Source organism: Vreelandella songnenensis, from assembly GCF_003002925.1.
In the GTDB taxonomy this organism is placed as follows: domain Bacteria; phylum Pseudomonadota; class Gammaproteobacteria; order Pseudomonadales; family Halomonadaceae; genus Vreelandella; species Vreelandella songnenensis.
Map to the genome: position 1 here is coordinate 143,944 of NZ_PVTK01000003.1, position 13,072 is coordinate 157,015.

The window sequence follows — 13,072 nt, forward strand, 5'->3', positions numbered from 1 at the left end:
GACGATCCACCCAAGCCGCTATGTGCTTTACTATCTGCAACTGTTATTTAAGAAGGAAGCATCCATGGTCATAGACGGCTTAATAGGATTGCTGGATGACATTACCGCATTGGCGAAGTTGTCCGCAGCATCACTGGACGATGTGAGTGCCGCCGCTGGGCGTGCGACGGCGAAGGCGGCCGAGATCTTCGCTTTGGCGGATGGCGACCGCTTTTGTAAGAGGGGATGTGTCTTTAGGCATGTCACTTCGTTCTCGGTTACCGTTCGGTAACTCAAGAGTGATTTAGAGCTAGTTACCACAAAAAAGCTTTTTCTCGGTATTCAAGCGAATGCATCGCTATCACAGCTGACAGCGGAATATGGTCTATATGCGCTCTAGGCTTCTGCCAGGGCTGATCTTGAGTGGGGGGCAGCCACTCGATCTTTTCTTTAAAGCTTGTGATATTCACTTCGATGACCACGGGCGCTCCTTCGAGAGTGAAGTATCGGTTGGCAGAAAAGGCGACGGCTTCCTGGGTGTTCAAATGAACGCAATCCGCCTTGTGGTCGTTGCCACAGCGTGGCACGTAACCTTGAGATTGCGCCTTTTGCCAGTTTGCCATGGTAAGCACACGATAGAGATGCATGGTTCGCTCCTTGAGTAGGTCAGGCTCCTGGAGCTTAAAACTTCAAGCTAGCTTGAGGTCAATGGTTTGGCAGCAGGTAACCATAAGCAGACGGTTGTTTAGCCAGCTTATTAAGGCGTGCTCGAAGTACGCCTTGCTGGTTACCCTGAGCTTGGTACCGGTACGCCGTTCGGGAAATGCCTACAAGTTGGCAGGCGGAACGCTTCCTACCGGCTGACTTTCCGGCGGTCCATCGCTGCAGCAATATCCCCTTGGTGCGTCTCGCCCCAGCCGCAAAGTGGCTCCATGGCGCGCACCAGGTTTACCCCGAAGAGCGTCAGCGAGTAGTCGACACGCAGCGGAATCTCTCCATAGTCGGTTCGCTCGACGATGCCGTCAGACTCCAGTTCTTTCAATTGCTGGATCAACATTTTGTCGCTCACCCCTCGAACGCTTCGCTTGAGTTCGCCATAACGCGTCGGCCCCTTGTTCAAAAAGAACAGAATCAAAGGCTTCCACTTTCCGGAGATCACGTGCAGTGTCGCGTGCAGGCCGCAAATGAAACGTGGGTTTTCTGAATTTTCTTTCGCCATGACGGGTACTTACCAAAAGGTGCATACTTGAGTATTTGTAAGTGGGTATATACCGTAAACCCGAATCGAGTCAACACACAGAGACCCAACCATGAGTCGGCTAAACGGTAAAATCGCACTGATCACAGGCGGCGCCAGCGGCATCGGCCTGGCTTCGGCCCAACGTCTCATCGAGGAAGGCGCCTTCGTCTTCATTGTCGGGCGGCGCCAGGAGGTTCTCGACACCAGCGTTGAGGCACTAGGGGCCAGCGCCCGGGGTGTCCAGGCGGATGTAACAAAGCCAGAGGATCTTGATCGCGTTATCGAAACGATCCAGAAAGAAAAAGGGCACCTGGATGTACTGGTGGCCAATGCGGGAGTCGGCGAATTCGCGAGCCTGGGGCAGATCACCGAGGAGCACTACGACTACATCTTCGACATCAACGTCAAAGGCACTCTCTTCACCGTCCAGAAGGCGCTGCCCCTGATGAGAAACGGTGGCTCCATCATCCTCACCGGTTCCACGGTGGGCAGCATGGGCACCCCGGCCATGAGCATCTACAGCGCCTCCAAGGCGGCCGTCCGAAACCTGGCGCGCAGTTGGGCCCATGATCTCAGGGGCACCGGCATTCGTGTGAATGTCATGTCTCCTGGCCCGACTAAAACAGACAAGGTGATGGAACTGCTCCCAGCCGAAGCCCTGGGCGAGATGAAGCGGGCCGTACCGCTTGAGCGTTTGGGCGACCCCAAGGAAACAGCGGGAGTAGTAGCGTTTCTGGCCTCTGACGACAGCAGCTTCATGACGGGTAGCGAGGTGTTCGTTGATGGGGGCTACGCACAGGTTTAAGGGGTAGGCGGGGAACAGGAAAAAGCCACCACACGTTGTGTCGCCTAGGGCGTCTAGCGTCTGGCGTATTTGAACGCTGCGCAGATAGAGCCTTTGCCCATCGACGGAAGTCGGGCCACCCCCGAGTTTTCCGCCCCCGTTGAAGCTACCGAACTCTGCTATGCCGCCAGTCAGAAGGGAGGGGGTAAGTGGCACGGGTCGTGGCGCTATCACTTTATTGTTTAACAGATCACAAGCATGTTCCAACGGGGCCAGTAAACGTGATCGGACTCGGCGCCTGAAAACGCATAGTCGCCGCACACTCCATAGTCTTGTCAGCTTCTGGCCTATGAGCCGAATATAACCCATAATCGGCTCATAAAGTGATTTGAATAGACGGTGCAATCGGCTCATGTATATCTGGCAGCAGCACAATTGGCCTTGCTTCGAATGGAATGAATCTATCCTGCGGCCCACGTTAGATGCCATACGGCTACTTCAAGGGCGCGTGTTGGGCCGAACAGACGCTGCTTTTGAGCAGGCGGACCTGGACGTGGAAATGGATGCGCTCATTCAGAACGCTATCCGAACCAGCGAAATCGAGGGCGAGCGCCTGGATGTTGGCTCTGTGCGCTCTTCGGTTGCGCGTCATCTAGGGCTTGAGCAAGCGGGGTTTTCCACCAGAACCACGCCAGAATCCGAAGCCTTGATTGAGCTGTTGCTGCAAGCCACCCACCATCCGGATGAACCCATTTCCTACCCGCAGCTCTGCTTCTGGCAGTCCTTGTTGTTCGTAAAAGGCCCTGGTGTGTTGGGGAAGGTACGGGTTGGCGAACTGCGTGGGGATCATCCCATGCAGGTCGTATCCGGGCGCATTGATCGGCCCACGGTACATTTTGAAGCGCCGCCACGGGATTTTTTGCAGGCTGAGCTGGATGCGTTTATTACCTGGTTCAATCACCCACCTGAAGGGCTTGATTCCTTGGTACGCGCGGGTATCGCCCACCTGTGGCTCATTACGCTGCACCCGTTTGATGATGGGAACGGCCGCGTGACTCGCGCGGTAACGGATAAGGCGCTGGCTCAGGCCGAGCGCCAATCGGTCCGCTTTTATTCGCTGAGCGCGGCCATCATGGCGCGCCGCGAGGCGTATTACGCTCATCTGGAAAGCGCTCAAAAGGGCGGCCTGGATATCACGCCTTGGCTATCGTGGTTCCTGGAGTCATTGAAAGAGGCACTTGAGCAGGCGCTGTTGCGAATCGACCGTGTGCTTTCGAAAACCACCTTCTGGCAGCGCCATGCCACTACCGTACTGAACGAGCGCCAGATCAGGGTATTGAACCGCTTGCTGGATACGGCGGGGGGCGAGTTCGAGCAGGGTATCAATGCCCGCAAGTACCAGGCCCTGGCGAAGGTGAGCAAGGCCACTGCTACCCGAGATATGGCCGAGCTGGTAGCAAAGGGCTGCCTTTACAAGCTACCCGGTGGCGGGCGCAGCACGCGTTATACGGTGTTACTTGGGTAGCAGTGGATGCCACCTTGTCGTGGAGAGTACGCAAGCCGGTATATGCTTTACTATCTACACCTGTTATTCACGGAGAAAGTACCCATGGCCATAGGCGGCTTGATAGGCTTGCTGGATGACATTGCTGCACTGGCGAAGTTGGCCGCCGCATCGCTTGACGATGTGAGCGCCGCCGCGGGGCGGGCGACAGCGAAGGCGGCCGGGGTAGTGGTGGATGATACGGCGGTGACGCCGCAATATTTGCACGGGGTAACGGCCGAGCGTGAGCTTTCGATCGTGAAGCAGATCGCGCTGGGGTCTATCCGCAACAAGCTGATATTTATCCTGCCGGCGGCGCTGCTGCTGAATCACTTCTTGCCCGCGCTACTGCCGATCATCCTGATGGTGGGCGGCACCTACCTGGCCTTCGAGGGCGCGGAGAAGGTCTGGCACAAGCTTTCCGGCGAGCATGACGACGACAAGCCGGCGGTAGAGAAGGGGCCGGAAGCCGAGAAAAAGATCGTGAGTGGCGCCGTTCGCACCGACCTGATTCTGTCCGCTGAAATCATGGTGATCGCGCTTTCCACGGTTTCCCATCAGGGGTTCTGGTCACAGCTGGTGAGCCTGGTGGTGGTGGCGTTCGTCATCACACTGCTGGTGTATGGCGTGGTGGCGCTACTGGTCAGAATGGACGATATCGGCCTGAAACTTGCCAAGCGCGAGAGCCCGGGAATACAGAAACTGGGCCGTAGCCTGGTGACGGCCATGCCCAAGGTGCTGGCGACCATCTCGGTGGTGGGCACCGTGGCCATGCTCTGGGTAGGTGGGCATATCCTGATGGCCAACCTGGGGGCGGATGGCACGGGGTGGTTCAACGCGCCCTACGAGTGGGTACACCACATTGAGCATAACATCAATGATGCAACCGGTGCCTTGGGTGGTGCGCTGGGGTGGAGTTTCAATACGCTGTGTTCTGCGGTGATTGGCTTTCTGGTGGGTTCGGTGGCGGTGGGTGTACTGCACTTCCTCCCTACCACGAAGGCCCATTCGGCCTAGGGGCGGCCACGGCTTCATTTGCTCGACAACCCGCGCAGCGCCGGGCGCAATCCCATGACTGCTTACAGGTCGTGGACAGGTTCCAGGGGATCAGTAAGAAACGCGCTTGCAGTTGTCGTGATACAGCGGGTCATCGGCGCCGAGCGCCAGCTGCTGGGTGTTGCTGTTGTAGTAGAAGCGCCCGGACTCGGCGCCTGAAAGCGCATAGTCACCGCACACCCCATAGCCCTTGTTGACTTGCTTCAAGCGGGAGATCTCGACCAATGCCTGGCTATCGAGCCGCTTGGTTATCGTCTCGGCGATGTGGGCATCGCGCTGGGCCTCGGAATAGGCCTGGCCGCCGAATATCAGGCCCGCAACGACGAAAATGGCGACAACGGGAATCCATAGGTTATGCATAGGGTGTCCAGTAAGAGAATTTAGAAACGCACGAAATCGGCAGAAAATTATTTAGCGGGATAATAACTTTTTGCGCGTCCAATTTCATTGATTGGCGAGTGCTTGATTGACACAAAGATCACTATTCAGAGTTGCCCCTGTGTCATGTTCCAGGCTGCCAGTCGACGACGAGAGAGGCGTCGCGAAGTTGTCAGACTCTCTTTCAAGCTCGTGACTTGTCTAGTCACTTTTTCTTCATAAAATTGATAATTTGTGTACTATGAGTACACAAAATCTAATTATCTCGAAGAGAATGTGGCAGCTTCTTTAGCTAAATGCTAGTTTGTGAACCATGAGTGCACATAAAGAAGAAAAATTAAAGAATGTTCTTGACGCTACGGCTAAAGGGTTCATGGTCGACTCTGCTTGGCTCGAACGCCACGGTGTCAGCCGTTTTCTTGCACGTAAATACGTCAACGCCGGCTGGCTGGAACGTGTCCATCGCGGCGTCTTTCGCCGTCCAATATCAAGTTCGAGTGTGCCAGGCACGCTTGACTGGAAGAACTGCCTTCTCTCGCTTCAGTACCTGATGGGCTACGAGGTTCATGTGGGTGGCATCACCGCCTTAAACCAACAGGGCTATGGCCACTATTTGCGGCTCGGTAGTAACGCCCCTATCTGGGTTTACGGTGAAAGCATACCGAACTGGCTGACCCAACTGCCATTGAATGCACCCATAGAAACCCGCAGCACGTCGCTATTCTCCGACCCGGCGCTCGGCCTGAAAATGGTCAATACGGACGTAACCGTCACGTTGCCTTGGGAATGGGAGCTGAAGATGTCAGCGCCCGAACGGGCGATTATGGAGGCCATGAATGAATTGCCTGACCATGAAAGCTTTCACAATCTCGATATGGTATTCGAGAGCCTGACGACCCTGCGCCCGAGGACGATATCGGCACTGCTGCATAGCTGCAAGAAGATCAAGGTCAAGCGCCTGTTCTTCGTCTTTGCGGATCGCCACAATCACCCTTGGCGCAAGCGCCTCGACCCTGAAGAATTCAACCTCGGCAGCGGCGATCGCGCGTTGGTCAAGGGCGGCAAGATACACCCCCGGTACCGCATCGTGGTGCCCGAAGAATTTATAAGAAGGGAGAGCCACGATGGCCCGTGAAGCCTATGAAGCCCAGGCCAGGCTGCTTGTGCGTATTCTTCCCCATGTTGCCAAGGAAGAGGTGTTTGCACTAAAGGGCGGCACGGCGATTAATCTGTTCTATCGTGATTTGCCTCGCCTGTCAGTCGATATTGATCTGACCTACTTGCCGATTAAAGATCGAAGTGAAAGCCTTCTTGAGATCAATGATGCGATGGGCCGCATTGCGGCTTCCATCGAACGTGGTATTGCAGGCGCAAAAACACAACGCATACAAGGCGGCGGTGGCGGAGCTACCCGTCTTCTTGCCCGCTTGGATGGTGTGGAGATAAAGCTTGAGACGTCACCTGTAACACGCGGCGTTGTTCACGATCCTGAAATGCGCTACGTCTCCGAAACCGTTGAGGATGAATTTGGCTACGCGGAAATGCAGATAGTCTCTTTTGAAGACTTGTTTGGCGGCAAGTTGCATGCAGCCGTAGATCGCCAGCATCCGCGCGATCTTTTTGATGTGGAGCTGCTCTATGATAATGAAGGCCTGACAGACGATCTATTCCGCACTTTTCTTATCTATATCGCGAGTTCATCGCGCCCCGCACATGAGCTTCTGAACCCGAACCTGATCGATCTGGACCAGCCTTATGCTAGAGAGTTCGAGGGCATGGCCAAGACTTCATTCAGCCTTGAAAAGCTTGTAGATACTCGCAAACGATTGATTACGGATATTCAGTCCCGCTTTGATGAAAGCACCAGAAGATTCTTGTTGAGTCTGCACGATGGCACTCCCGACTTCGCTGCCATTGACCGCCTTCAGGCGGCTGATTAACCTGCCGTGCGCTGGAAACTAATCAATTTGGAAAAGCTAAAACACGAGAATGCGGACAAGCATGCTGAGCAGCGAGGCAAACTCGAAGCGCTGCTAGAGTAGGGGCCGGGTTAAAGCGACAAAACACGTGGGTATGAGCAAGGCTTGGGCAGTGGGGTGAGGAGTTCGATAAAGGCATCAATGCCCGTAAGTACCAGGCGCTGGCGAAGGTGAGTACGGAATATGGCCGAGCTGCTAGAAAGCTGCTAATGACCTGCGGCGTCCCACAACTTCATGAGCTCGGCAATGGAGGCATTGAAGGCCGATAACTTGACGCCGTCTCTCGCTGATATGGACACCCCCAGCAAAAAACTACTGAACGCCGTGCCCAGGGCACGTGCATCGGTTGCTTCGGAAAGCTCGCCCGTGGCAATGCCACGCTCAACGCAGCGTACAAACCCGGCATGAGTACGCGCCCTTGAAACGGTCAGCGGCTTCGTAATATGAGCATGCTCGGGTTTTGAGGCGCTCATGGTCCCCAGGGCTACCATGCAGCCTTTGGGATGCCCGGATTCGCACTGCATTTTCACTGAACGACGTAGCGTCAGCTCGACCCGGCGCCACATATTTGTACCGATCGATACATATGTTTCGTGGAATGCTCTGGGTGCCTGATGCCCAGGGTTAAACCTCATCTTCGAAAGGGTATTTTTTGTGGCCTACTTCTCTACTCAAGCGGAATCGGCGGCGTCCGATAAGCTGCCCATGTCCGCACTGCTGGCCCTGGCCATGACGGGCTTTATCTGCATCGTGACAGAAACGCTGCCGGCGGGGTTATTGCCTCAAATCAGTGACGGCCTCGGGGTCAGCCAGTCGTTGGCAGGCCAGATGGTGACGGCGTATGCGCTGGGGTCGATGTTGGCGGCGATTCCTTTGACGATTGCGACACGCGGCTGGCGGCGGCGCAATGTCCTGCTGCTTACCATCGGCGGATTCTTCGTTTTCAACTCGGTCACGGCGCTGTCCAGTAGCTATGGCATAACGCTGGTTGCCCGCTTCTTTGCGGGGGTGGCCGCTGGGCTTGCCTGGAGTCTACTCGCCGGTTATGCGCGGCGCATGGTGTCGACTCATCAACAGGGGCGTGCCATGGCCGTGGCGATGGTCGGCATTCCCGTGGCGTTGTCTCTCGGCGTGCCGCTTGGCACCTACATGGGTTCGGTCGCTGGCTGGCGTACCGCTTTCTGGGTAATGTCCGCGTTGACACTGGTGCTGGCGGTATGGGTAATGGCCAGGGTTCCCGACTATCCCGGCCAGCCGAAAGGCGAGCGTATGCCATTGCGAAACGTCTTCACGACGCCGGGCGTACGGCCCGTGCTGGCCGTGGTCATCACATGGATGCTGGCTCACAATATTCTCTACACCTACATTGCGCCGTTTGTGGCGGCCACGGCACTCGGCGAACGGGTTGATCTGGCGCTATTGACCTTTGGCGTTGCCTCGCTTGGCGGTATCTGGATGGCCGGCAAGCTGGTGGACAGCCATTTGCGAATCACGGTGCTGACAAGCCTGGCGGCGTTCGCGATCACCGCGTTCATTTTCGGTGTCAACACGCAAAGCTCCATGGTCGTCTTTATCGGCATTGTGGTGTGGGGGGTTACCTTCGGCGGTGCTTCCACCTTGATGCAAACCGCGTTGGCGGATACCGCCGGAAGTGGCGCGGATGTAGCGCTTTCCATGAATGTGGTGGCATGGAATGGCGCGATTGCGGGCGGCGGCGTCGCGGGCGGTATGCTGCTTGATTCCTGGGGAGTAGGTGCCTTTCCCTGGTCGCTGGTGGTCCTGCTGGCTATCGCCTTCAGCGTCGCTTGGGGCGCGCGTTCCCATGCTTTCACACCTGGCCCGCGAAATGCAGAAACCCAGGGAGAATCCAGTTCAAGCGGCGCTTGATAAAAGCGCCTCTATCGCAGCAGCTTGAAAGGGCGACAGGATGACCTGCATGACGTGTGATCCGCACCATCCGTGGCTCCATGCGTGCCGGGTCATCCTGGGCTGCAATGGGGGGGCGGGCTAAGCCTGCGCTAACGGCATCTATGAATATTTCTAAACTTCCCATGAAATAAAGACATTTTTATTCATATTCACGCTCCTGTATAAAATCCACAGTGCTCTCCGTGATAGCCCCTGCGCCGTTTCTCACTGACAAGGCCGTCAGGCACAAACGCTGTGAAGAAGCCGGATTGAACCTGCCGGGCCGTCCAGTGAGAGCGAAGAACCTGTTCGATTTTCTCAACATTGGATGCCAGATGACGATGAATAACGATGTCGCCTTCACGATCAAGCGTATCGGCTTCGATGAGCATTATCGGCCATCAAGCACGACGCGCATCACTACCAACTTCGCCAATCTGGCCCGGGGCGAAAGGCGCCGCGAGAATCTTCGCAATACCCTGGAAATGATCAATAACCGCTTCAATGCTCTGGTGCACTGGGATAACCCGGAAGGGCATCGCTACTGCGTCGAGCTCGACATCATTTCCGTGAGTATGCAGGTAGGCGGCGAGGGCCACGGCGAGCCTTTTCAAATCATCGAGATATTGAAGCCCCGCTTTCTGGACAGGCAAACCGACCGGCACATTGACGGTATTGTCGGGAACAACTTCTCCTCCTACGTGCGCGATTACGACTTCAGCGTGCGGCTGCTGGAGCATAACAGGCACCAGTCAAGCTTCAGCATTCCGGACGATTTTGGCGTGCTGCACGGCAATCTGTTCAAGCAGTTCGTGAACTCCTCGGTTTACCAGGCGCATTTTGAAAAGCCTCCGGTTATCTGTCTGAGCGTATCGGATAGCAAGGTCTATCACCGTACCGACAACCGGCACCCCGTGCTGGGCGTTGAATATCAGCCGAACGAGTCGTCGCTGACCGAGCAGTACTTCAAGCAGATGGGGCTTCAGGTTCGCTACTTCATGCCTGCCAATAGTGCTGCCCCGCTGGCGTTCTATTTTTCTGGCGACCTGCTCAACGATTACACCAATCTCGAGCTTGCCGGCACCATCAGCACCATGGAGTCGTTTCAGAAGATCTATCGGCCCGAGATATACAACGCCAATGCGGCGGCGGGCAACGTCTATCAGCCCAACTTGAAGAACCCGGATTATTCGCTGACGCAAATCGTCTACGACCGGGAGGAGCGCAGCCAGCTGGCCGCCGAGCAAGGGAAGTTTGCCGAGGAGCATTTCATTAAACCCTATCAGGCGATGTTTGAGCAGTGGTCTTCCAACGGCTCGTTTTAACCTAATCAAATGCACGGAATGATGACCCATGAGTAAACGCTTACCTACCTCAACGGCAGGCAGCCTGCCCAAACCCGCTTGGCTTGCCGAGCCCGAAACCCTCTGGTCGCCCTGGAAGATGGAAGGCGAGGCACTGATCGAGGGCAAGCAGGATGCGCTGCGTGTGACGCTTCAGGAGCAGCAGCAGGCCGGTATCGATATCGTCAGTGATGGCGAGCAGACCCGCCAGCATTTCGTCACGACCTTTATTGAGCACTTGCGCGGTGTGGATTTCGAACAGCGCAAGACGGTGAAGATTCGCAATCGGTATGAGGCGAGCGTGCCGACGGTGGTCGGCGAAGTCAGCCGCCACCAACCGGTCTTCGTCGAGGACGCCAGATTCCTGCGCCGCCAGACCGACAAGCCCATCAAGTGGGCGCTGCCGGGGCCGATGACCATGATCGATACGCTGTATGACGCCCACTACAAGAGCCGCGAAAAGCTGGCCTGGGAGTTCGCCTGCGCGCTCAATCAGGAAGCTCGGGAGCTGGAAGCGGCAGGGGTCGATATCATCCAGTTCGACGAGCCCGCGTTCAACGTGTTCTTTGATGAAGTGAACGACTGGGGCATAGCGGCGCTCGAGCGCGCCATCGAAGGCCTCAAGTGCGAGACGGCGGTGCACATCTGCTACGGCTACGGCATCAAGGCCAATACAGACTGGAAGAAGACCCTGGGGTCGGAGTGGCGCCAGTACGAGGAGGTCTTCCCAAAACTGCAGCGGTCCAGCATCGATATCGTGTCGCTGGAGTGCCAGAACTCCCACGTGCCGATGGAGCTGATCGAACTTCTGCGTGGCAAGAAGGTGATGCTGGGCGCCATTGATGTTGCCACCCACGACATCGAGACGCCGGAAGACGTCGCCGCCACGCTCAGAAAGGCGCTCGAATTCGTCGATGCCGACAAGCTCTACCCCTGCACCAACTGCGGCATGGCGCCGCTGCCTCGCTCGGTGGCCCGCGGCAAGCTCAGTGCCCTGAGTGCCGGGGCGGAGATCGTCCGTAAAGAGCTTTGAACGCAGTAGTCCCGTGATATATGCGGCCTGGCTATTTATCCGCCACTGGAACGTGTATCGAAACCGAGCATTGCGGCATAGGCCACATCTTCCCGTTCAGTACGACTTATCTCGTCGTGGTCGTGCCGCTTTCGCTGCCTGCCAACGCTGAATATAACGTATCATCACGCTATCAAGGCCAGCGCTGAATGCCGCGGTAAATCTCGGCATTTAGCCACTGGAAGTGAGTAAAAAGGAGGCTATTCTTCTCTAACACTGTAAAAAGGGCAGGCGATGCTTAATTGGGTAAAAAGGCTCTGGTCGCCCGGCGTTGCGGGGAACCCGGCCAGGCTGCGCCGAAAGATTGAGCTTTGCAATCAGGTCGGGCTGTTTGGGGCGATTGCCACCATTCCTTATCAGCTGTTCTACTTTTTCTACGATTTTGCCCTTTACCGCGGCGTGTTTCTTTTCAATCTACTCTTCATGGCGGCCTATCTTTCGGTGCTGCTGTTGAATCACCGGGGCTGGCACAAGGCGGCTCGCAACGTGCTGCTGGTGAATGTGTGCAGCCAGCTGTTCATTGTCACGTCTTTCATCGGTTCCGGTGCTGGCGTGCATCTGTTCTATTTCACCTTCGCCTCCATCGTGGTGTTTGTTTTCCAGTGCCTGAGTGCGCTGAGGTATGCCTTCATCATGGTAACGTTGGGCGTACTGTACTTGAGCGCCCATTTTCTGTTTGCGCCGGGTTCCGTGCCGGCGCCGGTGCCATCGCCTTGGATCGATGTCATGTATGCCGGTAGCGTGGCAGGGGTATTGGCGTTGCTGGGTGTTTTTCTGTACCTCTTTCGCAAGCAGATCGATGAGGCGGAAGATGAATTAACGCGGACCAACCAGTACCTGGAAACATTGAGCAACACCGACCCCTTGACGGGGCTGGCCAACCGGCGTGTGCTGGATGAAACCCTGGAGCAGGAGTGGGCTCGCCTTGCACGCTGGCCTGGTGCGCTGTCCGTTATCATGTGCGATGTCGATCACTTCAAACTGTTCAACGACCGCTACGGCCATGATGGCGGCGACCGCTGCCTGCAACAGATTACCGCGGCGCTGCAAGGCGTACTCTCGCGGCCTGCCGATTTACTGGTGCGCTATGGCGGCGAGGAGTTTGCGGTCGTGCTGCCCGGCACCGATGAGGCGGGGAGCCGTTATATCGGCGAGAAGCTGCGCCAGGCAGTCGAGCGCCTGAACATTCCCAACGAGAAGTCGGTCACCGCTGCGTGCGTCACCATCAGCGTCGGGGTATCGGGGATCGATCACTTCAGCCCGGATGCTAACCGGCACGGGGTTGATCACCTGTTGAAGCGCGCGGATCAAGCGCTTTACCAAGCGAAGGCGAGCGGGCGTAATCAGGTGGTTTTTTTGCCGTACCTGGGGGCGTCTGTTCGTGCGGGACAGCAGTAAATCCATAAGCGCCAGGTAAGCACTGTGCAAAAGGGCCGCTCATCAACTGAGCGGCCCTTTCTATTACCCAGCGCTGTACGAAACAGGCGCCTTACGCTTCTTCAAGCCCGTCCACGATAAACACGCGGTAGTCGGCGCCCTGGAAGCGGTGCTGGCGGGCTTCCTGGTAGGCGTCGCTCTGATACCAGGCGCGGGCGGCGGCCATATCCGGGAAGCGCAGGATGACCGCGCCTTCCATGTCGCTGCCTTCCAGCACTTCAAAATCGCCGTAGAAGGCGAGCGGCTTGGGGTCGTGGCCTTCACGGGCGGCCTTGGCCTTTTCGGCGTAGCGCGCAAAGGCTTCAGTGTCGTGGGTGCGTTCGCGGGTCAGTACGACATAAGCGGGCATGGGC

Annotated in this window: 15 protein-coding genes; 10 read left to right on the forward strand and 5 right to left on the reverse strand. The window is 56.7% G+C overall.

What is annotated here, in order from left to right; translation table 11 throughout:
• Window positions 1-64 precede the first annotated feature (64 nt).
• A complete protein-coding gene (locus B0H98_RS07105; RefSeq protein ID WP_106374374.1) occupies window positions 65-271 on the forward strand; it encodes a DUF808 family protein in 207 nt (68 codons plus the stop codon).
• Window positions 272-293: 22 nt separating this feature from the next.
• Here B0H98_RS07105 and B0H98_RS07110 read toward each other — a convergent pair whose 3' ends face one another.
• Together B0H98_RS07110 and B0H98_RS07115 are read right to left on the reverse strand one after the other, a co-directional pair.
• Window positions 294-626, reverse strand: a complete 333-nt coding sequence (locus B0H98_RS07110) for a DUF952 domain-containing protein (RefSeq protein ID WP_106374375.1) — start codon at window positions 624-626, stop codon at window positions 294-296.
• Window positions 627-832: 206 nt separating this feature from the next.
• Window positions 833-1,198 (reverse strand): winged helix-turn-helix transcriptional regulator, encoded by a 366-nt coding sequence (locus B0H98_RS07115; RefSeq protein WP_106374376.1) that lies wholly within the window; start codon window positions 1,196-1,198, stop codon window positions 833-835.
• A gap of 91 nt (window positions 1,199-1,289) precedes the next feature.
• Here B0H98_RS07115 and B0H98_RS07120 point away from each other — a divergent pair, with 91 nt between their 5' ends.
• The 3 genes from B0H98_RS07120 to B0H98_RS07130 all read left to right on the forward strand — a co-directional run bounded on the left by B0H98_RS07120 (window position 1,290) and on the right by B0H98_RS07130 (window position 4,563).
• On the forward strand, window positions 1,290-2,024 hold the full coding sequence (locus tag B0H98_RS07120) for an SDR family NAD(P)-dependent oxidoreductase (RefSeq protein ID WP_106374377.1): 735 nt from the start codon (window positions 1,290-1,292) through the stop codon (window positions 2,022-2,024).
• Between the two features lie 391 nt (window positions 2,025-2,415).
• Entirely contained in the window at window positions 2,416-3,528 is a 1,113-nt protein-coding gene (locus tag B0H98_RS07125) for a Fic family protein (RefSeq protein ID WP_106374378.1), read from the forward strand.
• 84 nt (window positions 3,529-3,612) lie between these two features.
• The gene (locus B0H98_RS07130; protein ID WP_208623591.1) at window positions 3,613-4,563 is read left to right on the forward strand and encodes a DUF808 domain-containing protein; all 951 of its coding nucleotides are present in this window, start codon (window positions 3,613-3,615) and stop codon (window positions 4,561-4,563) included.
• Between the two features lie 90 nt (window positions 4,564-4,653).
• Here the strand turns inward: B0H98_RS07130 and B0H98_RS07135 are convergent, their stop codons facing one another.
• Window positions 4,654-4,962 carry a hypothetical protein gene (locus B0H98_RS07135; RefSeq protein WP_106374380.1) on the reverse strand — a complete coding sequence of 103 codons (309 nt, stop codon included), beginning with the start codon at window positions 4,960-4,962 and terminating at the stop codon, window positions 4,654-4,656.
• Between the two features lie 331 nt (window positions 4,963-5,293).
• Here B0H98_RS07135 and B0H98_RS07140 point away from each other — a divergent pair, with 331 nt between their 5' ends.
• Window positions 5,294-6,115 (forward strand): type IV toxin-antitoxin system AbiEi family antitoxin, encoded by an 822-nt coding sequence (locus B0H98_RS07140; protein ID WP_106374381.1) that lies wholly within the window; start codon window positions 5,294-5,296, stop codon window positions 6,113-6,115.
• Window positions 6,105-6,920 carry a nucleotidyl transferase AbiEii/AbiGii toxin family protein gene (locus tag B0H98_RS07145; protein ID WP_244183012.1) on the forward strand — a complete coding sequence of 272 codons (816 nt, stop codon included), beginning with the start codon at window positions 6,105-6,107 and terminating at the stop codon, window positions 6,918-6,920. The genes B0H98_RS07140 and B0H98_RS07145 overlap by 11 nt, the downstream gene beginning before the upstream one ends.
• Before the next feature lie 245 nt (window positions 6,921-7,165).
• Here the strand turns inward: B0H98_RS07145 and B0H98_RS07150 are convergent, their stop codons facing one another.
• On the reverse strand, window positions 7,166-7,525 hold the full coding sequence (locus B0H98_RS07150) for a hypothetical protein (protein WP_208623592.1): 360 nt from the start codon (window positions 7,523-7,525) through the stop codon (window positions 7,166-7,168).
• Between the two features lie 88 nt (window positions 7,526-7,613).
• Between B0H98_RS07150 and B0H98_RS07155 the strand changes: the two genes are divergently transcribed.
• From B0H98_RS07155 to B0H98_RS07170, 4 genes are all read left to right on the forward strand, one after another.
• Window positions 7,614-8,846, forward strand: a complete 1,233-nt coding sequence (locus tag B0H98_RS07155) for an MFS transporter (protein WP_244183014.1) — start codon at window positions 7,614-7,616, stop codon at window positions 8,844-8,846.
• Between the two features lie 362 nt (window positions 8,847-9,208).
• Window positions 9,209-10,192: a DUF1852 domain-containing protein gene (locus tag B0H98_RS07160; RefSeq protein ID WP_106374540.1), complete on the forward strand. Its 984-nt coding sequence runs from the start codon at window positions 9,209-9,211 to the stop codon at window positions 10,190-10,192.
• Window positions 10,193-10,220: 28 nt separating this feature from the next.
• Window positions 10,221-11,243 (forward strand): methionine synthase, encoded by a 1,023-nt coding sequence (locus B0H98_RS07165; RefSeq protein WP_106374382.1) that lies wholly within the window; start codon window positions 10,221-10,223, stop codon window positions 11,241-11,243.
• Between the two features lie 273 nt (window positions 11,244-11,516).
• A complete protein-coding gene (locus tag B0H98_RS07170) occupies window positions 11,517-12,680 on the forward strand; it encodes a GGDEF domain-containing protein (RefSeq protein ID WP_106374383.1) in 1,164 nt (387 codons plus the stop codon).
• Window positions 12,681-12,771: 91 nt separating this feature from the next.
• Here the strand turns inward: B0H98_RS07170 and B0H98_RS07175 are convergent, their stop codons facing one another.
• Window positions 12,772-13,068, reverse strand: a complete 297-nt coding sequence (locus tag B0H98_RS07175) for a DUF1330 domain-containing protein (protein ID WP_106374384.1) — start codon at window positions 13,066-13,068, stop codon at window positions 12,772-12,774.
• Window positions 13,069-13,072: the final 4 nt, after the last annotated feature.

Bases quoted from the DNA above. Each gene is read 5' to 3' on its own strand.
- B0H98_RS07150 (WP_208623592.1), bottom strand. From the start codon at position 7,525: ATGTGGCGCCGGGTCGAGCTGACGCTACGTCGTTCAGTGAAAATGCAG.
- B0H98_RS07170 (WP_106374383.1), top strand. From the start codon at position 11,517: ATGCTTAATTGGGTAAAAAGGCTCTGGTCGCCCGGCGTTGCGGGGAAC.
- B0H98_RS07120 (WP_106374377.1), top strand. From the start codon at position 1,290: ATGAGTCGGCTAAACGGTAAAATCGCACTGATCACAGGCGGCGCCAGC.
- B0H98_RS07145 (WP_244183012.1), top strand. From the start codon at position 6,105: ATGGCCCGTGAAGCCTATGAAGCCCAGGCCAGGCTGCTTGTGCGTATT.
- B0H98_RS07125 (WP_106374378.1), top strand. From the start codon at position 2,416: ATGTATATCTGGCAGCAGCACAATTGGCCTTGCTTCGAATGGAATGAA.
- B0H98_RS07135 (WP_106374380.1), bottom strand. From the start codon at position 4,962: ATGCATAACCTATGGATTCCCGTTGTCGCCATTTTCGTCGTTGCGGGC.
- B0H98_RS07165 (WP_106374382.1), top strand. From the start codon at position 10,221: ATGAGTAAACGCTTACCTACCTCAACGGCAGGCAGCCTGCCCAAACCC.
- B0H98_RS07105 (WP_106374374.1), top strand. From the start codon at position 65: ATGGTCATAGACGGCTTAATAGGATTGCTGGATGACATTACCGCATTG.
- B0H98_RS07110 (WP_106374375.1), bottom strand. From the start codon at position 626: ATGCATCTCTATCGTGTGCTTACCATGGCAAACTGGCAAAAGGCGCAA.
- B0H98_RS07130 (WP_208623591.1), top strand. From the start codon at position 3,613: ATGGCCATAGGCGGCTTGATAGGCTTGCTGGATGACATTGCTGCACTG.
- B0H98_RS07175 (WP_106374384.1), bottom strand. From the start codon at position 13,068: ATGCCCGCTTATGTCGTACTGACCCGCGAACGCACCCACGACACTGAA.
- B0H98_RS07140 (WP_106374381.1), top strand. From the start codon at position 5,294: ATGAGTGCACATAAAGAAGAAAAATTAAAGAATGTTCTTGACGCTACG.
- B0H98_RS07160 (WP_106374540.1), top strand. From the start codon at position 9,209: ATGAATAACGATGTCGCCTTCACGATCAAGCGTATCGGCTTCGATGAG.
- B0H98_RS07115 (WP_106374376.1), bottom strand. From the start codon at position 1,198: ATGGCGAAAGAAAATTCAGAAAACCCACGTTTCATTTGCGGCCTGCAC.